24 protein-coding genes are annotated in these 21,863 nt (G+C 71.5%); 11 read left to right on the forward strand and 13 right to left on the reverse strand.

Annotated elements, in window-relative coordinates:
• Positions 1 to 174 precede the first annotated feature (174 nt).
• A complete protein-coding gene (locus tag ACFPCV_RS19745; RefSeq protein WP_378057706.1) occupies positions 175 to 702 on the reverse strand; it encodes a hemerythrin domain-containing protein in 528 nt (175 codons plus the stop codon).
• On the opposite strand from ACFPCV_RS19745, the gene ACFPCV_RS19750 reads away from it, so the two are divergent.
• The 3 genes from ACFPCV_RS19750 to ACFPCV_RS19760 all read left to right on the forward strand — a co-directional run bounded on the left by ACFPCV_RS19750 (position 686) and on the right by ACFPCV_RS19760 (position 5,474).
• Complete coding sequence (locus ACFPCV_RS19750; protein WP_378057707.1) at positions 686 to 2,044, forward strand: 3' terminal RNA ribose 2'-O-methyltransferase Hen1; 1,359 nt, start codon at positions 686 to 688, stop codon at positions 2,042 to 2,044. The two genes, ACFPCV_RS19745 and ACFPCV_RS19750, sit on opposite strands and share 17 nt — an antisense overlap.
• The gene (locus tag ACFPCV_RS19755) at positions 2,041 to 4,548 is read left to right on the forward strand and encodes a polynucleotide kinase-phosphatase (protein WP_378057708.1); all 2,508 of its coding nucleotides are present in this window, start codon (positions 2,041 to 2,043) and stop codon (positions 4,546 to 4,548) included. The genes ACFPCV_RS19750 and ACFPCV_RS19755 overlap by 4 nt, the downstream gene beginning before the upstream one ends.
• Before the next feature lie 326 nt (positions 4,549 to 4,874).
• Complete coding sequence (locus ACFPCV_RS19760; protein ID WP_378057709.1) at positions 4,875 to 5,474, forward strand: MmpS family transport accessory protein; 600 nt, start codon at positions 4,875 to 4,877, stop codon at positions 5,472 to 5,474.
• On the opposite strand, the gene ACFPCV_RS19765 is transcribed toward ACFPCV_RS19760, so the two are convergent.
• Positions 5,471 to 5,929: an Lrp/AsnC family transcriptional regulator gene (locus ACFPCV_RS19765; protein ID WP_378057710.1), complete on the reverse strand. Its 459-nt coding sequence runs from the start codon at positions 5,927 to 5,929 to the stop codon at positions 5,471 to 5,473. The genes ACFPCV_RS19760 and ACFPCV_RS19765 overlap by 4 nt on opposite strands.
• Positions 5,930 to 5,964: 35 nt before the next feature.
• Here ACFPCV_RS19765 and ACFPCV_RS19770 point away from each other — a divergent pair, with 35 nt between their 5' ends.
• Positions 5,965 to 6,864: an SMP-30/gluconolactonase/LRE family protein gene (locus ACFPCV_RS19770; RefSeq protein WP_378057711.1), complete on the forward strand. Its 900-nt coding sequence runs from the start codon at positions 5,965 to 5,967 to the stop codon at positions 6,862 to 6,864.
• Positions 6,865 to 6,984: 120 nt separating this feature from the next.
• On the opposite strand, the gene ACFPCV_RS19775 is transcribed toward ACFPCV_RS19770, so the two are convergent.
• Positions 6,985 to 7,434 carry a L,D-transpeptidase gene (locus tag ACFPCV_RS19775; RefSeq protein WP_378057712.1) on the reverse strand — a complete coding sequence of 150 codons (450 nt, stop codon included), beginning with the start codon at positions 7,432 to 7,434 and terminating at the stop codon, positions 6,985 to 6,987.
• Positions 7,435 to 7,564: 130 nt separating this feature from the next.
• Here ACFPCV_RS19775 and ACFPCV_RS19780 point away from each other — a divergent pair, with 130 nt between their 5' ends.
• Together ACFPCV_RS19780 and ACFPCV_RS19785 are read left to right on the forward strand one after the other, a co-directional pair.
• Positions 7,565 to 8,407, forward strand: a complete 843-nt coding sequence (locus ACFPCV_RS19780; RefSeq protein WP_378057713.1) for an NAD(P)-dependent oxidoreductase — start codon at positions 7,565 to 7,567, stop codon at positions 8,405 to 8,407.
• Positions 8,408 to 8,486: 79 nt separating this feature from the next.
• A complete protein-coding gene (locus tag ACFPCV_RS19785; RefSeq protein ID WP_378057714.1) occupies positions 8,487 to 9,119 on the forward strand; it encodes a DUF2238 domain-containing protein in 633 nt (210 codons plus the stop codon).
• A 45-nt stretch (positions 9,120 to 9,164) separates the two neighbouring features.
• Here ACFPCV_RS19785 and ACFPCV_RS19790 read toward each other — a convergent pair whose 3' ends face one another.
• Positions 9,165 to 9,545 (reverse strand): NUDIX hydrolase, encoded by a 381-nt coding sequence (locus tag ACFPCV_RS19790; RefSeq protein WP_378057715.1) that lies wholly within the window; start codon positions 9,543 to 9,545, stop codon positions 9,165 to 9,167.
• 178 nt (positions 9,546 to 9,723) lie between these two features.
• On the opposite strand from ACFPCV_RS19790, the gene ACFPCV_RS19795 reads away from it, so the two are divergent.
• Together ACFPCV_RS19795 and ACFPCV_RS19800 are read left to right on the forward strand one after the other, a co-directional pair.
• Positions 9,724 to 10,434: a lytic polysaccharide monooxygenase gene (locus ACFPCV_RS19795; RefSeq protein ID WP_378057716.1), complete on the forward strand. Its 711-nt coding sequence runs from the start codon at positions 9,724 to 9,726 to the stop codon at positions 10,432 to 10,434.
• Between the two features lie 62 nt (positions 10,435 to 10,496).
• The gene (locus ACFPCV_RS19800; RefSeq protein WP_378057717.1) at positions 10,497 to 11,069 is read left to right on the forward strand and encodes a DUF305 domain-containing protein; all 573 of its coding nucleotides are present in this window, start codon (positions 10,497 to 10,499) and stop codon (positions 11,067 to 11,069) included.
• A 65-nt stretch (positions 11,070 to 11,134) separates the two neighbouring features.
• On the opposite strand, the gene dhaM is transcribed toward ACFPCV_RS19800, so the two are convergent.
• The 4 genes from dhaM to ACFPCV_RS19820 all read right to left on the reverse strand — a co-directional run bounded on the left by dhaM (position 11,135) and on the right by ACFPCV_RS19820 (position 13,816).
• Positions 11,135 to 11,860, reverse strand: coding sequence for a dihydroxyacetone kinase phosphoryl donor subunit DhaM (dhaM, locus tag ACFPCV_RS19805; RefSeq protein WP_378057718.1), 726 nt, complete (start codon positions 11,858 to 11,860; stop codon positions 11,135 to 11,137).
• On the reverse strand, positions 11,857 to 12,474 hold the full coding sequence (gene dhaL, locus ACFPCV_RS19810; RefSeq protein ID WP_378057719.1) for a dihydroxyacetone kinase subunit DhaL: 618 nt from the start codon (positions 12,472 to 12,474) through the stop codon (positions 11,857 to 11,859). The genes dhaM and dhaL overlap by 4 nt, the downstream gene beginning before the upstream one ends.
• 1 nt (position 12,475) lies before the next feature.
• Entirely contained in the window at positions 12,476 to 13,468 is a 993-nt protein-coding gene (gene dhaK / locus ACFPCV_RS19815) for a dihydroxyacetone kinase subunit DhaK (protein WP_378057720.1), read from the reverse strand.
• Positions 13,469 to 13,576: 108 nt separating this feature from the next.
• Positions 13,577 to 13,816, reverse strand: coding sequence for a hypothetical protein (locus ACFPCV_RS19820; RefSeq protein WP_378057721.1), 240 nt, complete (start codon positions 13,814 to 13,816; stop codon positions 13,577 to 13,579).
• A gap of 367 nt (positions 13,817 to 14,183) precedes the next feature.
• Between ACFPCV_RS19820 and ACFPCV_RS19825 the strand changes: the two genes are divergently transcribed.
• Entirely contained in the window at positions 14,184 to 15,314 is a 1,131-nt protein-coding gene (locus tag ACFPCV_RS19825; protein WP_378057722.1) for a metallophosphoesterase, read from the forward strand.
• An 8-nt stretch (positions 15,315 to 15,322) separates the two neighbouring features.
• Here the strand turns inward: ACFPCV_RS19825 and ACFPCV_RS19830 are convergent, their stop codons facing one another.
• The 4 genes from ACFPCV_RS19830 to ACFPCV_RS19845 are packed head-to-tail and all read right to left on the reverse strand — an operon-like array spanning position 15,323 to position 19,203.
• Positions 15,323 to 16,075, reverse strand: coding sequence for a class I SAM-dependent methyltransferase (locus tag ACFPCV_RS19830; protein ID WP_378057723.1), 753 nt, complete (start codon positions 16,073 to 16,075; stop codon positions 15,323 to 15,325).
• A gap of 37 nt (positions 16,076 to 16,112) precedes the next feature.
• Positions 16,113 to 16,838 carry an ABC transporter permease gene (locus ACFPCV_RS19835; protein ID WP_378057725.1) on the reverse strand — a complete coding sequence of 242 codons (726 nt, stop codon included), beginning with the start codon at positions 16,836 to 16,838 and terminating at the stop codon, positions 16,113 to 16,115.
• Positions 16,835 to 18,289 (reverse strand): DUF1349 domain-containing protein, encoded by a 1,455-nt coding sequence (locus ACFPCV_RS19840; protein ID WP_378057726.1) that lies wholly within the window; start codon positions 18,287 to 18,289, stop codon positions 16,835 to 16,837. The genes ACFPCV_RS19835 and ACFPCV_RS19840 overlap by 4 nt, the downstream gene beginning before the upstream one ends.
• Positions 18,286 to 19,203: an ATP-binding cassette domain-containing protein gene (locus tag ACFPCV_RS19845; protein WP_378057727.1), complete on the reverse strand. Its 918-nt coding sequence runs from the start codon at positions 19,201 to 19,203 to the stop codon at positions 18,286 to 18,288. Before ACFPCV_RS19845 ends, ACFPCV_RS19840 begins: the two co-directional genes overlap by 4 nt.
• Before the next feature lie 111 nt (positions 19,204 to 19,314).
• Between ACFPCV_RS19845 and ACFPCV_RS19850 the strand changes: the two genes are divergently transcribed.
• Together ACFPCV_RS19850 and ACFPCV_RS19855 are read left to right on the forward strand one after the other, a co-directional pair.
• Complete coding sequence (locus ACFPCV_RS19850; RefSeq protein WP_378057728.1) at positions 19,315 to 20,367, forward strand: sensor histidine kinase; 1,053 nt, start codon at positions 19,315 to 19,317, stop codon at positions 20,365 to 20,367.
• Positions 20,364 to 21,008, forward strand: a complete 645-nt coding sequence (locus tag ACFPCV_RS19855) for a response regulator (RefSeq protein ID WP_378057729.1) — start codon at positions 20,364 to 20,366, stop codon at positions 21,006 to 21,008. Before ACFPCV_RS19850 ends, ACFPCV_RS19855 begins: the two co-directional genes overlap by 4 nt.
• Here the strand turns inward: ACFPCV_RS19855 and ACFPCV_RS19860 are convergent.
• Positions 21,003 to 21,746, reverse strand: coding sequence for an SDR family oxidoreductase (locus ACFPCV_RS19860; protein ID WP_378057730.1), 744 nt, complete (start codon positions 21,744 to 21,746; stop codon positions 21,003 to 21,005). The two genes, ACFPCV_RS19855 and ACFPCV_RS19860, sit on opposite strands and share 6 nt — an antisense overlap.
• Positions 21,747 to 21,863: the final 117 nt, after the last annotated feature.

Here is a 21,863-nt window from a genome sequence, read left to right on the forward strand (position 1 = left end):
ACGAGCGACTGCAGGCCGGACTAACGTGCAGGGCATCGCCGCGGCCGCCAAGGACAGGCTGTTCCCGCACCTGGAACTCGCGCCGGTTCTCCGGCTCCACCACCGCCGCGCGGTCGCCAGCGCGTTCCGCGGACACGCGGGGCCAGGAGCGCGACCAGCACGTCGTTCGCGGGACTAGGGCTGCGACAGCGTGACGGCACGGGCGACCGCTCTCGCCTCCTCGACCGTCGGGCTCAACCGGTTGAGCGCCGCCACCAGCTTCTTCTCCTCGTAGACGAGGTGCGTTTCCAGTAGCGCGGCGAGGGTTTCCAGTTCACGTCCGGCATCGACGACATCCATCGTGGACACCGCTTTCAGCCGATCGAGCACCTCGGCGACCTGGCGATGATCATGCATCAGCTCGGTCAGCACCGGCCCCAGCTCCGGGAAGTGTTTGGCCAGCACGGGAAATCCCTGTTCGTCCTCGGCAGAGTGGTGCGCGGCGAGCACCGAGCAGAAGGTCAGACAGTGGGTCGCCAAGTCGATTTCCGCGTACGTCCCGTCACGGAGCTCGTCCAGCAGTTCCCTCAAACGTATGTGCGAAACGATGAGTTGGTTACCGAAAGCGGTCAGGCGGTCGTTCATCGCGGCCATCAGAACACAAAAGCGGCGGACGCTGTCGGTTGCCTCGTGTTTACTCGGCGGCATGTTCCTCAGCGTCACGACCACGCACACCCCGGCGACCGACCTCGGGTACCTGCTGCACAAGCACCCGGACCGCACGCAGCGGTTCGACGTGTCGACCGGCACCGCCCACGTCTTCTACCCGGAAGCGACGCCGGAACGCACCACCGCCGCACTGTTACTGGAGATCGACCCGATCGGTCTCGTCCGTAAGGGCGGCGACACCCTCGGCCAGTACGTCAACGACCGGCCGTACGCGGCGTCGTCCTTACTGGCGGTCGCCATGGGCAAGGTGTTCGGCACCGCGATGCGTGGCCGTTGCGACGCACGCCCGGAACTCGCCGCGACCCCGATCCCTTTGGAGATCCACCTCCCGGCGTGCCCCGGCGCACTCGCCGAGCGGCTGTTCACGCCTCTCGGCTGGACCGTGGCGGCGACCCGTGTGCCGCTCGATCCCGCGTTCCCCGACTGGGGCGACAGTCCGTACGCGGACCTTCGGCTGAGCGGCACGCTCCGCCTCGCCGACGCGCTGACCCAGCTGTACGTCCTGCTGCCGGTCCTCGACGACGCCAAGCACTACTGGGTCGCGGCCGACGAGGTCGACAAGCTGTTGCGGGCGGGCAGGAGCTGGCTCGTGACGCACCCCGACCGCGAACTGATCACCACCCGCTACCTGGCGCACAAGCGCCGGTACACCGTCGAAGCCCTCGATCGCCTGACCGAACTGGACGACCGGCCCGCCGAGGACGCCGACGAGCCGGAGCAGCCGGAACGCGAGCCGTCGCTGGCGCAGCTGCGGCGGGAGGCCATCGTGGGCGAGCTGCGCTCGCTCGGTGTGCGGCGCGTCGTGGACATGGGTTGCGGTGAGGGCAGGTTGTTGCGGGAACTGGTGACGGAGCCGGCGTTCACCGAGATCGTCGGCGTCGAGGTCGCCGCGCGGCCACTGCGCACGGCGGCCCGCCGCGTCGACCGGTTCGCTGAGCGGCAACGTGAGCGCGTCACGTTGCACCAGGGCTCGGTCACCTACGCCGATCCGCGGGTCGCGGGGTTCGACGCGATCGTGCTGTCCGAGGTGGTCGAGCACGTGGACCCACCGCGGCTGCCCGCGCTCGCGGCGACCGTGTTCGGCGCGGCGAAACCGCGGCACGTGCTGATGACGACACCCAACGCCGAGTACAACGTGCGTTGGGAGACGTTGCCCGCTGGCGACTTCCGGCACGCGGACCACCGTTTCGAGTGGACCCGGGCCGAGATGACCGCGTGGGCGGACGGTGTGTGCTCGGCGCACGGCTACGACGTCCGGCATGTGCCCGTCGGCCCGGTCGACCCGGAGGTGGGTTCGCCGACGCAGCTCGCGGTGTTCTCGAGGAGGACGGCATGACGCGCACCATCGCAGTGCCCGAACTGAGCCTGGTGGCACTCGTCGGGGTCACCGGCTCGGGCAAGTCCTCCTTCGCGCGTGGCCACTTCGCCGCGACACAGGTGTTGTCGTCCGACATGTTCCGCGCCATGGTCGCCGACGACGAGAACGACCAGTCGGCGACCAACGACGCGTTCGACGCCCTGCACTACGTGGCCGGCAAACGCTTGCGAGCCGGGCGGCTCACCGTCGTCGACGCGACGCACGTGCAGCGCGAGGACCGCGCGAAGCTCGTCGCGCTCGCCCGCGACCACGACGTGCTGCCGGTCGCGATCGTGTTCGACGTGCCACTCGCGACGCTGCGCGAGCGCAACCAGGGCCATCGCGACCTGCCGGACCATGTGCTCCGCCGCCAGCACGACGCGTTGCGGCGGTCCGTGCGGCACCTGGCGAAGGAGGGCTTCCGCAAGGTCCACGTGCTGTCCCCCGACGACCTGTCCGCCGACGACGACGTGTCGATCGAGTACGAGAAGGCGTACAACGACAAGCGTGAGCTGACCGGGCCGTTCGACATCATCGGCGACGTGCACGGCTGCCACGCGGAGCTCGTGACCATGTTGACCCGGCTGGGATACGTGGTCAGCGCCGACGGCGCGTACCACCCGGAAGGCCGCACAGCGGTGTTCGTCGGCGACCTCGTCGACCGCGGTCCGGACACTCCAGGGGTGCTGCGGCTCGTCATGGGCATGGTCGCGGCGGGCACGGCGCTGTGCGTGTCCGGCAACCACGAGAGCAAGCTCGTCCGAGCGTTGGACGGGCGGGAGGTCCGTGTCTCCCATGGACTCGCGGAGTCACTCGCGCAGCTTTCCGAGGAGCCCGAGGAGTTCCGCAAGGGCGCACGCGAGTTCATGTACGGACTGGTGAGCCACTACCGGCTGGACGGCGGCCGCCTGGTGGTCGCGCATGCCGGCCTCAAGGAGGAGTACCAGGGCCGGTCCTCCGGGAGGGTGCGTTCGTTCTGCCTGTACGGGGAGACGACGGGCGAGACAGACGAGTACGGGCTGCCGGTGCGGTACCCGTGGGCGAACGACTACCGGGGCAGTGCGACGGTCGTGTACGGGCACACGCCGGTGCCGAGGGCGGAGTGGGTCAACAACACCATCTGCCTCGACACGGGCTGTGTGTTCGGTGGTGAGCTGACCGCGCTGCGGTGGCCGTCGAAGGAACTGGTGTCGGTGCCCGCCGAGCGCGTGCACTACGAGCCCGCCAGGCCGCTCGACGCGCCGACCCGTGCACCGGACGTGCTGCGGATCGACGACGTCCTCGGCACCCGGCACGTCGAGGCGCGGTTGATGGGCAGGCTCAAGGTCCGCGAGGAGAACGCGGCGGGCGCGCTGGAGGTGATGAGCCGGTTCGCGATCGCGCCGCAGTGGCTGCCCTACCTGCCGCCGACCATGGCACCGTGCGCGACCTCCGCTGTGGACGGCGTGCTGGAGCACCCACTCGAGGCGTTCGACGCGTACCGGTCGGACGGTGTTCGAGAGGTCGTGTGCGAGGAGAAGCACATGGGTTCGAGAGCGGTCGTGGTGCTGTGCCGGGACGCGTCGGTGGGCGAGCGCCGTTTCGGAGCACCCGACGGTGCGGCAGGCGCGGTCTACACGCGGACGGGCCGGTCGTTCTTCCCGGACCCGACGGCGTTCCTTGAGCGGTTACGCACGGCCGCTACCGCGGCCGACCTGTGGTCCACGTTGGACAGCGACTGGGTCGTGCTCGACGCGGAGTTACTGCCGTGGTCGGCGAAGGCGCACCAGTTGCTGCGACGGCAGTACGCACCGGTGGGCGCGGCGGCGACAGCGGCGTTACCCGCGGCGGTGACCGCGCTGGAGCAGGCGGCGGCCCGAGGCGCGGACGTGTCCGGTCTCCTGGCACGACAGCAGGCACGGCTGTCGAACGCGCGCGGCTTCGTCGAGGCCTACGGCCGGTACTGCTGGCCGGTCGACGGTTTGGACGGCGTGTCACTGGCACCGTTCACCGTGCTGGCGGCGGAAGGGCACGTGCACGCGACAAGGCCGAGATCCTGGCACATCGACGTGCTCGACCGGTTGGTGGCGGCGGACCCGGACCTGTTGCGCCCAACGCGACGACTGGTCGTGAACCTGACGGAGGACACGTCGACAGCTACCGGTGTCGACTGGTGGACGTCGCTGACCGACGCGGGCGGCGAGGGCATGGTGGTGAAGCCCGCCGACCCGTCGGAAACCGGAAAGCTGGTGCAGCCAGGCGTGAAGTGCCGTGGCCGGGAGTACCTGCGGATCATCTACGGCCCCGACTACACGGAACCAGAGCACCTGCGACGACTGCGGCAACGAACGCTGGGCCGAAAGCGATCGCTGGCACTGCGCGAGTACGCACTGGGCATCGAGTCGTTGACAAGGTTCGTGGAGAAGGAGCCGTTGTGGCGGGTGCATGAGCCGGTGTTCGCAGTGCTGGCACTGGAGTCGGAGCCAGTGGACCCACGCCTGTGACAACCACCCGACACGTGCGCCCCCGCACCACAACCGACCTCGCCGAACCATCCGCCTGCGCCGCCGTACCCGGAATCGCGCTGCCGGTGGGCACCCGCTGGTGGGCCGTCAGACAGGCGGCCTCCGGCGGTGCCTGCCCGGCAGGGGCCCGCCGGGCAGCGGTGATCACCACGCGAACCTCCGGACCACTTGGGTGTGTCCTCATCGACCGATCCGATCAGGGGAACTACATGGAAAGTCGTAACGGCTGACAGTCTGCGGACGACGCGGTCACCGGGCCTTCGCTGCCCGCATTCGCGGCAGCACCCCTCCCGAAAGGATCACCCGTGACCCAGTACGCCCCGAACCCGCCGCAGCAGCCCGTCACGAGACCGAGCAATGGCCTCGGAACCAGTGGTTTCGTGCTCGGCGTCATCGGGCTCGTGTTCTCCTTCATCCCGCTGATCGGGGTCGTGGCCTGGCCGCTCGTGATCCTCGGGATCATCTTCTCCGCCGTCGGCATCGGCAAGGCGACCAACGGCCGTGCCACCAACAAGGGTCTCGCCATCGCCGGGCTCGTCGTGTCCGTCGTCGGGCTCGTCGTCTGCGTCCTCTGGGTGGCCGTGTGGAGCGAGGCCGTCGACGACGTCAACGAGGAAGCGAACCGCGAAGCCGTGATCCGGTACGAGGTCACCGGCGACGCGCCGTCCGCGGACGTCACCTACTCGACCTACGGCGACGAGATGACCACCAACCAGGAGACCGTCACACAACTGCCGTGGCACAAGGAAGTCACGACCACCGGCATCGTCAAGGACGGTCAGCTGATCGTGACGACCGGACCCGACGGCGGCAGCGTGACCTGCAAGCTCACCGTCGACGGCGAGGTGGTCAAGACCGCGACCGCGTCCGGCGTGTTCGCCATGGCGACCTGCGACAGCATCTAGTGCCCCGAGGGGGCCGGCGGACCACCGGCTCCCTCGAACACCGTCTCCAGCACGACGATCGTCTGCGTGCCGCTCACCCCCTCGATCGCGAACAGTCTGCGCAGCACGTCCTGCAGCGCCTCCGTGGTCCCCGTGCGGATCTTCACCAGCAACGACGCGGAGCCCGCGATGACGTGCGCCTCCTCCAACTCCGGGATCGCCCGCAGCGCGGCGTGCACCGGCTCCTCCCCCATCCACGCGTTCGCCTCGATGAGCACGAACGACAGCACCGGCCTGCCGACCGCGGCCGGGTCGACGTCGATGGTGGTGCGGCGGATGACACCACGTTCCCGCAGCTTGCGCACCCGCTCGTGCGCCGCCCCGGCAGAAAGACCGGCCAGCCTCCCGAGCGCGGCGTACGACTGGGTCGCGTCCTCCCGGAGGGCCATCAACAGAATCTGATCCAGCTCATCCACTTGTTCACCGTATCGCATTCAGTACTATGGCCACTATGCTGAACACCATCTCGTCTGAGTTCACGCTCATCGACCAGCGGTTCGCCCGTCTCGACGGCGACTTCGTGGTACAGCGGCTGCACACCGGCGCCCGCAAGTCCGAGGGCCCGGTCTACTTCCCCGCCGGCCGTTATCTGGTGTGGAGCGACATCCCGAACGAGCGGCTGCTGCGGTGGGACGAGACCTCGGGCGCGGTCGGCGTGTTCCGCGAGAACAGCGGCCACGCCAACGGGAACACGATCGACCGGCAGGGCAGGCTCGTCACCTGCGAGCAGGGCGCCCGGCGCGTGACCCGCACCGAACACGACGGCAGCATCACCGTGCTCGCCACCCACTGGGACGGGAAACGGCTCAACAGCCCCAACGACGTCGTCGTCCGCGCGGACGGCACGATCTGGTTCACCGACCCGGCGTACGGCATCGCCGACGACTACGAGGGTCACCGCGCGGAGAGCGAGATCGGCGCGTGCCACGTCTACCGCATCGACCCCGACGGCACCGTCACCGCCGTGGCGACGGACTTCTGCCGCCCCAACGGTCTCGCGTTCGCCCCCGACGAGAGCCGCCTGTACATCGTGGACACCCGCCAGGAACCCAGCCACATCAGGGCGTTCGACGTGCTCGCCGACAACACTCTCGAGGGCGGCGAGATCTTCGCGGAGTGCGACTTCGGCCGCTTCGACGGCATCCGCCTCGACGACGAGGGCAGGGTGTGGGCCGCGGCGTGGGACGGTGTGCACTGCTTCCACCCGGACGGCACACTGCTCGGCAAACTCCTCCTGCCGGAACCGGCGTCGAACCTCGCGTTCGGCGGGCCGCGGCGCAACGACCTGTTCATCACCGCGGGCGGTTCCCTGTACAGCCTGAAGGTCACCTTTACCGGCGCTCGCTACTGACGCCGGGCACCCGGCCACGGCCCTGCGACTCCGGCACCGGCGCGTCGGTGGTCTCCGCACCTACGGCGTCAGGCCACCCGCCTGGTAGTTCGCCGGCGCCGCCGGGCCGTAGCGCGCGCATCAGGGTACGACCTCCACGACCTCACCCGGCTGGAGCGCGTTGAAGTACGTCTTCGCCGCCGCGTTCGACAGGTGGATGCAGCCGTGCGACTGCTCGGACAGGCTGCCCTCGTGGAACGCGATCCCGCTCGTGGTGAAGAACACCGAGTACGGCATCGGCGCGTCGTATGCCCTGCTCCAGTGGTCGATGTTCTTGAAGGTCACCTGGAACGAGCCGGGCGGTGTCTCGTAGCCCGGCATGCCCGAGGTGATCGGCACGCCGCCGTAGGTCACGGCGCCGTTGTCCATCAACCAGGACGTGTTGGCGCTCAGGTCGATGCACGCGGCTGCCCGTTCGCTACACGGTGCCGAGGGCGCTGCCTGTGCGGTGGCGGGCAGTGCGAGCACCGCCGCCATACCCAACGCCGCCGAGCCCGCGGTCATCGCGAGTTTCCTCCACGGCTTTCCCATGACCAGACCTCCCATCTGTCCTAAAAGGACTCGTGTTCGGTTCTGCGGTTGCGGCGTACCCCCGTGGAACCGGCCGGAAACGCCTGGAGCTGTCGCAGGCGGACCGCATGCGCGGGCTAGGTTGGCAGCCATGACAACTGTTGCACTGCTCGGCACCGGGATCATGGGCGCGGGCATGGCCCGCAGCCTCGCGCGCGCCGGGCTCGACGTCACCGTGTGGAACCGGTCCGCAGACAAGGCCATGGCGCTCGGCCTGCCCGTAGCCGACGATGTGGCCGATGCCGTGCGTGACAAGGACGTCGTGGTCACGATGCTGTTCGACGCCGGGTCCGTCGCCGCCGTGATGCGGGACGCGTTGCCCGCGATGGGTGCGCACGCCGTGTGGGTGCAGACCAGCACCGTGGGGCTCGACGGGACCGAGGAGCTTGCCGGGCTGGCGGCCGAGCACGGCGTCGCCTACGTGGACGCGCCCGTGCTGGGCACGCGGCAACCGGCCGAGAACGGGCAGCTCACCGTGCTGGCCGCCGGTCCGGCGGCGGTCCGCGAGCGGATCGCGCCGGTGCTGGACGGGATCAGCGCGAGGACCGTGTGGGCCGGCGCGGAACCGGGTGCCGGGCACCGGCTGAAACTCGTCGCCAACGCGTGGGTGCTGTCGCTCGTGGCCGGGACGGCACAGAGCGTCGCGCTCGCCGAGGGGCTCGGGATCGACCCCCGGCAGTTCCTCGGGCTGATCGAGGGCGGGCCGCTGGACTCCGGGTACGCACAGCTCAAGGGCAACGCGATGCTGTCCGGCGACTTCACGACCGCGTTCGCGCTGAGTGGTGCCACCAAGGACGCGGGCCTGATCCGGGCAGCCGCGGCGAGCGCCGGGGTGGCCACCGAACTGGTGGCGGTCATGGAGAGGCTGTTCGCGAGGGCCGGTGACCAGGACGACGACATGGCGGCGGTGATCCGCGCGATCCGTCCCGCTTGAGCCGCGGCGCGATCCTCTTGTGCGGGATGACCGGACCGCCCGTCGCGCCGCGAACGCGAATTCGCCTTACGATCAAGAGGTGACCACGGTCTCGCGGGGCGAAGGGGTTCTGCTGGTCGCGATCGTCGTCGCGGCGCTGGGGTGGTCGGCGATCGGTGCGAAGAGCATCGGCACGTGGGCGCTCGAGGTGGTCTGGATCTTCCTCGGCGCACCGCTGGTGCTGGTGTTCCGGCGGCGGTTCCCACTGTCCCGCCTGGTGTGCTGGCTGCTCGTGCTGCACGCGGTCGTGCTCTGTTACGGCGGCCACTACACCTACGCCGAGACACCGCTCGGTGACTGGTTCCGCGACCGGTTCGACCTGTCCCGCAACCACTACGACCGGTTCGCGCACGTCCTGCAGGGCGTCGTGCCCGCCATGCTGGTGCGGGAACTGTTGCTGCGGCTCAGCCCGTTGCGGCGCGGCGGCTGGACGTTCACGCTCACGACCGCGGTGTGCCTGTCGGTGTCCGCGTGCTTCGAGCTCGTCGAGTGGGCGTCGGCGGTGATCCTCGGCGCTGGCGCCGACGAGTTCCTTGCCACACAAGGGGATGTGTGGGACACGCAGTGGGACATGTTCCTTGCGCTGTGCGGTGCCGTGCTCGCGCAACTGGTGCTGCGCCGCGTGCACGACCGTCAGCTCGCGGGAGCGCGTACGCGCTCCGCGGTGTCGTAGGCGGGTTCCCGCTGGACGACCGCGATCAGCGCAGCGGCTGGAGGCCTACCCCTGGAAGTGGTCGGCGAGGTCGAGGGTGGCGGGGTCGGTCCAGGCGAAGTCGTCGTGCTCATCCTCGTTGAGCACCACGTCCCGGCGGCCGTCCTCGTGGACGTCGAACACACGCGCGTGGATGCGGAGGTCCCTGCCCTCGACGTCCATCCACGTGTGCCTGCCGCGTTCGCCCGCGATCCGGACGGCGAGCCCGGTCTCCTCCGCGACCTCCCGCACCGCGGCGGTCTCGTGCGACTCGCCGGGCTCGACCGTGCCACCGGGCAGTTCCCACTGCCCCGCCCGGAACACCCCTGACGACCGGCGCAGGAACAACACGGCCCCGTCCCGCACGAGGCGGCAGTAGACGAGGTGCTTCTCGGCGGTGTCAGTCATGGTGTGCTCCCGTCCGCGAGCGTCATGGCCCCGCATCATGCCCGGTCGCCGCTTGCTTGACCGGTCCACCTCGGGCCATCACTCACCGCGACGACTTGACTGCGTAACAAATATGGTCTAAACCATATATGTGGTCTAGACCACATCTCCGGAAACACCCCTGCGTCGGGAGATTGGTATGAGCCTGAAACGAAAACTGGTCATGTTCGCGTCGGCGGCGACCATCGCGCCCCTGGGACTCGTGGCGCTGCCCGCGGCCACCGCGAACGCACACGGTTACATCTCCACCCCGCCGTCAAGGCAGGCGCAGTGCGCCCAGGGCACCGTGTCCTGTGGTGACATCAAGTGGGAGCCGCAGTCCGTCGAAGGTCCCAAGGGCCTGCGGAACTGCCACGGCAACGTCGGCAGGTTCGCCGAGCTGAGCGACGACAGCAAACCGTGGCGGGCGACATCGGTCGGGCAGACGGTCACGTTCACGTGGACGTTCACCGCCCGGCACTCGACGAGCAACTGGGAGTACTACCTGGGCAACACCCGGGTCGCGACGTTCTCCGGCAACAACCAGCAGCCGCCGCCCTCCCTGTCGCACACGGTGAACCTCGGTGGCGCGACCGGCAGGCAGAAGCTGCTGGCGGTGTGGAACATCGCGGACACGCCCAACGCGTTCTACTCCTGCGTCGACCTGCAGGTCGGCGGCCGGGCAGCCGAAGCGCCCGCGCCGCAGCCCCCGGCGGATCAGCCCGCGAGCGGCACCTGGGCGAGCGGCACCTCCTACCCGGCCGGGTCGGAGGTGACCCACGACGGCACGACGTACCGATCCCTGCAGAGCCACACGGCGCTGCCGGGCTGGGAGCCTGCGAGTACCCCTGCTCTCTGGCAGGCCGAGTGACCCGGTAGCCGAGCCGGCCGGCCCACCGCCCGGGCCGGCCGGTGCCACTGGAGGCATCCACCATGAAACGCTGGCTCCTCGCCATCCTGCTGCTCACGCTCACCGGCTGCGGGGTGGGCGTCACGGAGACGACCGGGGCCTCGCTCTCCGCGCCACCGCCGGACGGCTCGTACAACGACACCGACGTGATGTTCCTGCAGATGGCCGTGCCACAACACGAACAGGGCATCGAAATGGCCCGGCTGGCCGAGGAACGCGCGACCCGCGCGGACGTCCGCGACCTGGCCGCCGCCATCGCCGCCACCCAGTCCGACGAACTCACCGAGATGAAGGACTGGCTGGCCGAGTGGAACCAGCCCGTCGCCTACGACCCCGACCCGAACGCGCACGCGGGCCACGGCGGCATGCACGGCTCCGACCCCGAGGTCCTCGAGGTGCTGCGGAACACCCCGGCGGGCCCCGACTTCGACGTGCGGTTCCTGAACCTCCTCACCGGCCACCAGCACGGCGCCGTCGAACTGGCACGCATGGCGGAGAAGGACGGCCGCCACCCCGACGCGAAGGCACTCGCGGGCCGCATCATCAAGTCGCGGACCGCGCAGATCCAGCAGATGGGCAAGTACCTGAACTCCTGACCTCGCGCCGCGAACGGAGACACCCGCCGGTGCGCTGAAGACTGTCCACTCCCGACGCTCGGAGGTCACTCGTCGAAGTCGCGGGCCGCCAGGTCCTGGAAGGTCCGTACCGCTTCGTCCGCCTGCGGGCCGGCCGCCGAGACGTGCACCTCGTCGCCGCCCCTGGCGCCCAGCGCCATCAGTGCCAGCACGCTGCGGCCGTCGGCGGTGGCCTCGCCGAAGCGCACCGTGACGCGCGCGTCGAACCGGGTCATGGCGCGAGCGACCATCGCGGCCGGGCGGGCGTGGAGACCGATCTCGTTGGTCAGCGGCACGGTCACCTCGACGGGCGCGGCGGGAGCAGCGGCGGCGGCGATGCTCTGGCTGCCCATGATGTCGATGTCGAGGCCGGCCAGGCCCTCCGCCGCGCCCGGGCCGCCCGGCATGCCGACCGCCTCCGCCGCGGCGTTGGCCACGTCGTCGAGGTCCGCGCCGCCCTGTGCGGCGACCGCGGCCGCGACCGTGCCCTCCACCAGCGGCGCGTCCACGAGCCGCGCGTCGTCGGCGACCTCGACGGCCATCTCGGCGACCATGCGTGCGCTGCCGAGGTCGTAGAGCAGCACCACCCCGGCGCCGCTCTCCGCGCGTTCGAGCGCACTGGTCACGGCGTCGAAGTCGGTGCCGATGCCGCCGTCCGCCGTACCACCGGCGGGCACGACGACGACGTCCGGCGCCATCTGCGCCGCCACCTCCACCACACCCGCGGCCAGGCCCGCGCTGTGGGAGACGACCACCAGTCCGACCCGGCTCACCGCGCGGCCACCTCCGCGAACGCACGCAGCAGCAGCGACGTCGACCGCGCACCGGGGTCCATGTGCCCGGCGCTGCGCTCACCCAGGTAGGACGCGCGGCCCTTGCGTGCGACGAGCGGGACGGTGGTGTCGGCACCGGCCGCCGCCGCGTCCGCCGCCGCGGCGAGCAACTCCGCGACCGTGTCGCCCTTCGCGGCCTGCACCGCCGGGTCGAGCGCGTCGACCATCGTCTTGTCGCCCGGCTCGGCCTTGCCCCTGGCGACGACGCCGCCGAGCGCGGCCGTGAGTGCCTCGGCGAGGTCCGCGGGCGTCAGCTCGGCGCGGTCCTTCACGGCGGTCGACGCACGCAGGAACGCCGTGCCGTACAGCGGGCCCGCCGCACCGCCGACCTTGGAGATCAGCGTGGTGGCGACCAGTTTCAGCGCCGAGGCCGGGGTGTCCGGCGGGTTCGCGTCCAGTGCGGCGATCACCGCCGTGAAGCCGCGGTCCATGTTCTCGCCGTGGTCGCCGTCGCCGATGGCGCGGTCGAGCTGGATCAGTTCGACGCGGTGTTCCCTGATCGTCGCCGCGGCCGCCCGCAGTGCCGCGACCAGGTCGCTCGCGGTGCAGCCCACGTCAGTTCCCCCACCGCAGCGCGGCCGTGTGCACCGGCGCGTCCCACAGCTCCAGCAGCTCGTCGTCCAGTCTCAGCAGTGTGAGGCTCATGCCCTGCATCTCCAGGCTCGTGACGTACGGCCCGACGAGCCGTCGTTCCACCACGATGCCCCGGTCGGCGAGCATCCGCTCGGCGATGCCGTGCGCGAGGTACAGCTCGAGCAGCGGCGTCGCGCCCATCGAGTTGGTGAACAGCAGCACCCGGTCGCCCTCGGCGAACGGCAGGTCCTCGAGGATCGGCTCCAGCAGGCGGGCCACGACACCGTCGGCGTTCTCGACGGGCACGCGTGCGCGGCCGGGCTCGCCGTGGATGCCGATGCCGACCTCCATCTCGTCGTCGGCGAGGTCGAAGCTGGGTTCGCCGACGTGCGGCACGGTGGGCGCGGTGAGGGCCATGCCCATGGACCGCACGTTGGCGACGACCCGCTCCGCGACGGCGTGCACGGCGGCGAGGTCGTCCCCGCGGGCCGCCGCGGCGCCGGTGATCTTCTCCAGCGGCACGGTCCCGCCGACGCCGCGGCGGCCCGCGGTGAAGGTGGAGTCCTTCACGGCGACGTCGTCGTCGATGACGATCGTGCGCACCTCGGTCTCGGCCAGCTCGGCGGCGGTCTCGAAGTTCAGCACGTCACCGGTGTAGTTCTTGACGATCAGCAGCGCGCCCGCGCCGCCGTCGGTCTTCTCGATCGCGGTGGTGACCTGGTCGGGCGTCGGCGAGGTGAACACCGCGCCGGGGCAGGCGGCGTCGAGCATGCCGGGACCGACGAGGCCGCCGTGCATGGGTTCGTGCCCGGAACCGCCGCCGGAGATGATCGCGACCTTGCCCGGCACCGGCGCGTCGACCCGCACGATGACCGCGGGGTCGTGGATGACGGTGAGGAGGTCGCCGTGCGCGAGCTCGAGCCCCGTGAGGGACCCGGCGACCACGGTGGACGGCTCGTTGATGATCTTCTTCACTGAAACCACCGTCCTGACCTGCGGTTACACTGATGGTGATCTTGTCAGGCCGTCATCGGGCCCGCCGGACGCAGCTTGCCACGATCCACGCCACGTTGGCCACCCACGTCACACCGGCGGCACGAACCCGGGAACCCAGCCGGGATCCTCGGAGTCGCCGCACTCCGGGCACGGCACCTCCACCATGACCCCGGGGGACTTCTCCGCGAACACGACACCGGAACCGGGAAGGATCATCGGGCGGATGACCGCGTCGTCACCCCGGTACTGGGTGAGCTGGCGGCAGCCGTGGCAGACGGTGCGGCCGACGATCCCCGCGACACCGGTCGGTTCCGTCGGCTCGCTCACGACTCGATGTTAGAGGTGTCCGGGGCTCCTCGCGCGGCGTCTTGGCCTGATCAGCGACCACCTCATGGATCGCCACCGACCGCCCGCGGTCCGCCGATGTCGCTGGACCGGGACCGGGACTGTCGGTTTCGGTCGGGTGTGCTGGCTGCGGTTCGCGTTGTGGGTTGTCCTCGCCGGACGGGCAGGTCTCCGGGGTAATGCCCTGAAAGGCGCGTTCAGGGCGCTGAGCGCCCTGAACGGCCCATTCACGGCACCGGACCAGCCCCGTCGGACGACCGCAGAGGTGGGGGTCGTGCCTGATGACGGATTCGTACGCCAAAACCACTTCACATGATCGTCACGGAATCGATCGGCTAGTTTCTCGAGCATGACGCAGACTCGGCAGCGGCCCAGGGTCGCGCGGCGCGGGATCTTCGCGGCCGTGGTGGTCGTCGCGCTGCTGCTGTTGTTCGGGGTGCCGTGGGCCACGCTGGTGCTGCCGTGGCAGGCGCCGGTCGTCGCGGCCGGCACGGTCGTGTTCGCGGTGGCGGCGGCCGCGTTCCCGTTCCTCATGTTCCTCGGGCACGCCCGGGGCCGGGACTGGGCCGCCCGCACCGGCGACACGTTGCTCGGAGTCGTGTGGGTGCTGTTCGCGTGGTCGCTGCTCGGGCTGGTGGCCCGGCTCGCGCAGGCGCCGTCGCGGGTGGTGGCGGTGGCGGTCGTCGCGGTGAGCGCGGTGCTGGTGGCGTGGGGCGTGCACGAGGCGATGCGGGTGCCGAGGGTGCGGCGCACGGAGATCACGCTGCCGCGGCTGGGTCCTGGGCTCGACGGCACGACGGTCGTGGTGCTCGCCGACACCCACTACGGCCCGATCGACCGGACCCGCTGGTCGGCGCGCACGGCGGCGGCGGTCAACGCGCTGGCGCCGGACATCGTGTGCCACGCGGGCGACATCGCCGACGGCACGGTCGCGCAGCGGCGGACGCAGGCGGCGCCGCTGGGCACGATCACCGCGCGGTACGTCCGCGGGTACGTCACGGGCAACCACGAGTACTTCGGCGAGGCGCAGGAGTGGCTCGACCACATGGCGTCCCTCGGGTGGGAGGCACTGCACAACCGCCACGTGGTCGTCGAACGCGACGGCGACCGGCTGGTGCTGGCCGGCGTCGACGACGTCACCGCGAAGGCGTCCGGTCTCGACGGGCACGGCGCACAGCTGGCCGCCGCGCTGGCCGGTGCCCCCGCCGACGCGCCGGTGCTGCTGGTGGCGCACCAGCCCCGGCAGGTGGCGCAGTCGGTGGGGAAGGTCGACCTGCAGGTGTCCGGCCACACCCACGGCGGGCAGATCTGGCCGTTCCACTTCCTCGTGCGGGTCGACCAGCCCTCCGTGCACGGCCTGTCCCAGCACGGGCCGACGCAGCTGTACACCTCACGCGGCGCCGGGTTCTGGGGCCCGCCGATGCGGGTGTTCGCACCTAGTGAGATCACGTTGCTGACGCTGCGCTCCCCCGGCGCGTAGCCCGGCCGTCAGCGGAGGACGAGCAGCTGGCTGGTCTCGTACTGGGGCCCGTCGTCGAGGGTGGGGAGCGCTGCCTCGATTCTGGCGAAACCCGCTTCGGCGGTCTCCTCGCCCAGGTGCTCGAAGACCGAGACGGCACGCAGCTTCAGCCGCTCGACGTCCTCGGCCAGGCTCGCCGAGCGCTGCCAGGTGACTTCCTCACGAGCGGCGGGCGTCCACCCGGCGGCGGTGAAGTCCCCGGTCACGGCTTCCTCGGACCGGAACTGCGCCCGGTCGGCCGCCAGCCATCCGGGCAGGACGCGGAACCACCAGACATCGGGCATCCGGTCGCAGAAGTTCGCCTGCACGAAGAGCGTGCCGCCCGGCCTGACGACCCGGCGCACCTCGCGAGCGGCGGCCGCGTGGTCGACCACGTGGTGCCAGACGAAGAACAGCAGGGCCGCGTCGCACGACGCGTCCGGCAACGGGATGTGCTCGGCGGACCCGGCCGCGTAGGTGACGGCGGGATGGGCCGCGTCGGCAAGGGCCTGGGCACGCATCCGGTCCGACGGCTCGACCCCGTGCACTGGGCCGCCGAAGGCACCCGCCAACGAGGGGGTCATGCGGCCGGTACCGGAACCCAGGTCGAGCCAGACCAGCGGCCGGGTCGCCGGCAGGTGGCTGGCGAACACGTCCATCCAGGTTCGCAGCGCGCCGGGCGACATCCGGCGCCCGGCGGCGTAGACCGCGTGCAGGCGTGCGTCGTAGTCGACCTTCTCCATGTCGCCTCCCCAGGACCGGACGGTGCTCCGCTGCGATTCAAGCATCCCGCAGGCGCAGCGCCAGCGCACCGGCCACCAGAGCGGCCGCCGCCCACAGGGCCAGCACGCCGAGGCCGGGCCACGGGGCGATCGGCTGCGCCGCGACATCCACAGTGGACTGGATGGCGAGGCCAGCGGTCATCGGGCTCAGCTTGCGGAAGCGGTCCTGCCACGTGGGGTCCGCGACGAGCGTGGTGACGACCGGGGTCAGGTACAGCAGGCCGAGCACCACCCCGGTGGCCGCCGCCGCGTCGCGGACCAGTGCCGCGACGCCCACGCTGAGCACCGCGACCAACCCCAGGTACAGCACCGAACCGGCCGCTGCCCGCACGACCGGGCCGGTCGGGGTCAGCCCGTCCGGCAGCAGCAGGTGGCCCGCCAGCACCGAGCAGGCCACCGCGACCGAACCCGCCGACAGCACGAGCCCGGCGCTCACGAAACCCTTGGCCGCCAGCACTTCCAGCCGGTGCGGCAGCGCCGTGAACGTCGTGGCGATCATGCCGGTGCCGAACTCGCCCGCGATCGTGGTCACCCCCAGGACGACCACGATCGCCTGCCCGGCCACCACCCCGGTGAGCGCCGACTTCGCGGGGTCGCCACCCACGGGCAGCGCGCCCGCCGCCAGGGCACCGAGCGCCACCGTCAGCGCGACGACCCCGGCCAGGAGCCACACCGTGCCCGGCATGGTCCTGACCTTCGTCCACTCCGCGTGCAGCGTGGTCACGCGTCCCTCCTGCGCAGCGCGACCACCGCGAGCACGACCGCGGCCACCGCGTACGCGCACAGCACCGCGAACCCACCAGCGGGCGACAGCGGGAAGTACCCGTCCGCGGGCGTGTAGCTCGCGCTGACCTGCGGGTACTCGACCACCGTCTGCTGGACCGCGAACGCGGCCGCCGGAGTGACCGTCGTCAGCCACTCCGCGGGACCGGCGGGCAGCACCGACGCGACCGCGAGCAGGTAGGGCAGCACGGTCCCCGCGACCACGGCCGTCACCGTGCCCGCGCCGCGGCGCGACAACATCCCGACAGCGAGCGCGAACACGGCGCCGACCGCGAACAGCAGCCCCGTGCCGACGACCACGCGCACCTCGGTCCACGCCGACGACGGGAACAGGAACATGCCCTTCGACAGCTCCACCTGCTCGACGAGCGGGATCGCGAGCGCGGCCGACACCACCCCGATCCCGAACGACACACCACCGATCACGATCGCCTTGGCCGCGAACAGCCGTCCTCGGCGCGGGCTCGCGGCGAGGCTCGTGCGGAGCAGGCCGCGCCGGTGCTCGGACGTCACGAACAGCGTCGCCACCACCAGCACCGCGATCAGCCCGGCGAACGCGCCGACCAGCGCGTTCTCCACGGACCGGCCCCTGCCGCCCTGGTCGGCCGCGATCGGCGCGATGTCGCCGTGGCCGGTGATGGTGAACGCACCGCCGGACTCCTCGTGTCCGGTGTCCATTCCGGACTCGCCGCCGACTTCCGTGCCCCGCCAGCCGGTCGACCAGTCACCGCCGACCGACACCTCGTCGAACGTGGTGGTGGCCATGGTCGGGCCGCCAGCCACATCCACGCTGCCGAAGCCGCGGGTGATCTCGACGTGCTCCGGCGAGGTCACGAACATGCCCGCCGCGACGGCGTTCCCGAGCCCGTCGAGCCGCGCGGTGCCGATCGTGGTCCAGCGCTCGCCGTCGGCGGACGTCGCGCCGGTGAGCGTGTTGCCATCGCGGGACAACCGGACCCACTGGTGGTCCGAAGTGGACTCCGGCCCGGCGGTGTCCTCGGTGAAGTCGTGCTGCATGCGCACCCCGTGCGCGCCGGTCAGGAGTACGGCCGCGTACGTGGACCCGACCTCGGTGCCCTGCTTGACGAGCACGCCGGCCTTGGCCCAAGGTTCCGCGTCGGTCAACGCCGCGACGCGGGCGGTGATGGTGCCGTCGCCGGTGAGGGTGCGGTGCAGGAAGTAGAAGCTGTCGTGGATCGACTCGCCCCCCGGCCCGGTCGGCGGCGCGTCGTTCCCGCACGCCTGCCCGTCCGGGCCCGTGCAGCTCATCTGGCTGCCCAGCGGGCCGAGGAGTCCCACCAGGACGGTCAGCGGGATCGCGACGAGCATGCCGGTCACCCAGCCGCGCACGGTGCGGAACTTGGTCCATTCCGCGTGGACGAGGTGCCTCATGACCGGCCGGCCTGGAACTCGACGGCTTCGCGCGTCAGCTCCATGTACGCCTCTTCGAGCGAGGCGCGGTGGGCCGAGATCTCCGTGAACGGGACGGCGTTGTCGGTGAGCAGTCCGACGACCGCGGCCGAGGTGAGCCCGCCGACCGTGACGATGTCGCCACCGGTCGCGGCGACCGTGCCACCCGCCCCGCCGAGCACGGTCATGGCCCGCGTGCGGTCCGTGGTGCGCAGCGTGACGCGGTCGCCGGAGGCGGCGGCGATCAGCTCGGCGACACTCGTGTCGGCGATGACCTTGCCCCGGCCCACGACGACGACGTGGTCGGCGGTGTCCTCCAGCTCGCTCATCAGGTGGCTGGACACGAGCACCGCGCGGCCTTCACCGGCCTTGTCCCGCAGGAAGGTCCGCATCCAGACGATGCCTTCCGGGTCCATGCCGTTGAACGGCTCGTCGAGCATGAGCACCGGCGGGTCGCCGAGCAGCGCGGCGGCGATCCCGAGGCGTTGCCGCATGCCGAGCGAGTAGCCGCCCGCCTTGCGTTTCGCGGCCGGGCCGAGGCCGGTGACGGCGATGACCTCGTCGACCCGCGCCGCGGGCAGGCCCTGCGAGTGGGCGAGCCAGAGCAGGTGGTTGCGTCCCGAGCGGGACGGCTGCAGCGCGCCGGCGTCGAGCAGCGACCCGACGTGGTGCAGCGGACGGCGCAGCTCCCGGTAGGGACGGCCGCCCACGAGGGCGTGCCCGGCGTCTGCGGCGTCGAGCCCGAGCACGACCCGCATGGTGGTGGACTTCCCGGCCCCGTTGGGTCCGACGAATCCGGTGACCTGCCCGGCGCCGACGGTGAACGTCATCCCGTCGAGCGCGGTCGTTCCCCCGAAGCGCTTGCGCAGCCCGGCGACCTCGATGGTGGCTTCCATGCCGGCAAAGGCTAGGGAGAGCGGTTTCCCGTGTCGTCACGGTGACGAGCGATCCGGGCGTCCCTCGTGAGAGTGACGCCACGGCCGGGCCGAGCGATGACAATGATCGCCATGCCCCTTGTCTGGAGCGCGGTCGCCGCGGCCGCGGCGACCGGTGAGGTGCTGGTGCGCGCGGTCGGCGCCGGGGTCAGCGTCGAGTACGGGCTCGTGCTGCTCCTGCTCGCGCTCGCCGGGACGCTCGCCGCGCTGCTGCCCGCCACCCCGGCCGCGCTCATCGTGGCCGCCGCGGGCCTGCTGTCCCTCGCGTTGCTGCACGTGCTGACCGCGGCCGCGGCGGTGGTGCTGGTGGTCGCGCTGGTGCGGGTCGGTGCGGTGTGGACAGTCGCGCTCGCCGTCCCGTTCGTGGTGCTCGCGGTCGGGTGGCCGTCGCCGGTCGCGGTGCTGGTGGCCGCCGCCGCGCCGGCCGCCGGATGGGCGGGGGTCGCGTGGCGCGCGGACAAGGAGGCACGCGTGCACCGGGCTGCCCGGCAGGCGGTCGCGACCACGCTCGTCGAGCACACGGCCAGGGGTGAGCGGACCAGGATCGCGCGTGAGCTGCACGACGTGGTCGCCCACCACATCTCCATGATCGCCGTGCAGGCCGAGACCGCCCGGCTCACCACGCCCGGCCTGGGAACCCTCGGCGCGCAACGGTTCGCCGAGATCGGCGACCGCGCCCGGGCGGGCCTCACCGAGATGCGGCGGCTGCTCGGCGTGCTCCGCGAGGACACCGACGGTGCCGACCTGCAACCACAGCCAGGTCTCGCGCAGCTGGTCGACCTGCTGGACGACGCACGCCAGTCCGCGGGGGCGCGGCTCATCGTGACCGGCGCGCCGGTGCCGCTGGACCCCGGGGTCGAACTGGCGGCGTACCGGATCGTGCAGGAGGCGCTCACCAACGCACGCAGGCACGCGCCGGGCGCCGCCGTCGACGTGGAACTGCGCTACGGCACCGAGTTGCGGGTGCGGATCCGCGACAACGGCCCCGGCCCCGGCAACCCGGCCGGGCACGGGCTCGCCGGGATGCGTGAGCGTGCGGCGGCGGTCGGTGGCACGCTGCGCACCGGGACCACGGCGGTCGGCGGGTTCCTCGTCGAGGCCACCCTTCCCGTGGAGGAACCGTGATCAGCATCGTCGTCGCCGACGACCACGAGGTCGTGCGGACCGGGTACGCGGCACTGCTGGACACGCAGCCCGACTTCACCGTCGCGGGCACCGCCGCGGACGGGGGCGCGGCCGTGCGGCTGTGCGGAGAGCGCTCTCCAGACGTGGTGCTGATGGACGTCCGCATGCCCGGCATGGACGGCATCGAGGCCACGCGCAGGCTCGCGGGCGGCCCCCGGGTGCTGATACTGACGACGTTCGACCTCGACGAGTACGTCTACGACGCCCTGCGGGCGGGGGCGAGCGGTTTCCTGCTGAAGGACGTCACCGCGGAACGGCTCTTCGAGGCGGTGCGGGTGATCGCGTCGGGTGAGGCGCTGCTCGCGCCGACGGTGACGCGGCGGCTGATCGGCGAGTTCACCCGGCAGCGACCGCGATCCCGGCCGCCGGAGCTGACCGGCCTCACCCCGCGCGAGACCGAGGTGCTGGTGCTGGTCGCGGAGGGCCTGTCGAACACGGAGATCGCGGCCCGTCTCGTGGTCACCGAGGAGACGGTGAAGACGCACGTGTCCCGCATGCTCGCCAAACTCGGCCTCCGCGACCGCACCCAGGCGGTGGTGGCGGCCTACGAGTCGGGCCTGGTCGTGCCGGGCGTGTCATAGGCCGGGCAGCACTCCGCCGTCGACGGGGATCATCGCACCGGTCAGGTAGGACGCCGCAGGGGAAAGGACGAACGCGGCCACCCGGCCGAACTCCGCGGGGTCGCCGTACCTGCCGAGCGGGATCGCCGCCAGCGACGCGGCCCGCTGCTCCGGTGTGGAACGCTCGTCCAGGTAGGTCATCCGGTCGGTCGCGACGCGGCCCGGCAGCAGGCCGTTGACCCGCACCCCGCGCGGCCCCAACTCGTTCGCCATCGACTTGGCGACCATCGCAAGGCCCGGACGCAGTCCGTTGGAGATGCCGAGCGCGCCGATCGGCACCCGCACCGACGACGACAGCACGAACGCGATCGAGCCGCCCGCACCCAGCTCGGCGGCCACCTCGCGCGCCAGCCGGACCGCGCCGAGGAACACCGACTCGAACGCGTCCCGCCACTGCTCGTCGGTGGCCGCCGTGACCGACCCGGCAGGCGGGCCGCCCACGCTCACCAGCAGCCCGTCGACCCGCCCGTACCGCTCCCGCGCCTCGGCGAGCAGGCGGCCCGGCGTGGCCGGGTCGGCGTTGTCGCACGCGATCCCGGCCGCACCGAGCTCGGTGGCCGATGCCGCCACCGTCTCCTCCGTGCGGCCAGTGATCACCACCCGCGCCCCCTCGGCGACCAGGGCGGCCGCGGTCGCGTGGCCGAGCCCCCTGCTCCCGCCGGTCACCAGGTACACGCGGTCGGTCAGCCCAAGGTCCATGCCCCCAAGGCTAGGCGTGAAACAGGCGGAAGGCCGTCGAAACCGCTGTGAAACCGCGCTGATCCGGCTCGGGAACACGCTCTCCCCGTCACCGGCGAACGACAAGGGGAATCGAGA

The sequence above is a fragment of the Actinophytocola glycyrrhizae genome (genome assembly GCF_042653545.1).
GTDB classification, from domain to species: Bacteria; Actinomycetota; Actinomycetes; order Mycobacteriales; family Pseudonocardiaceae; genus Actinophytocola; species Actinophytocola glycyrrhizae.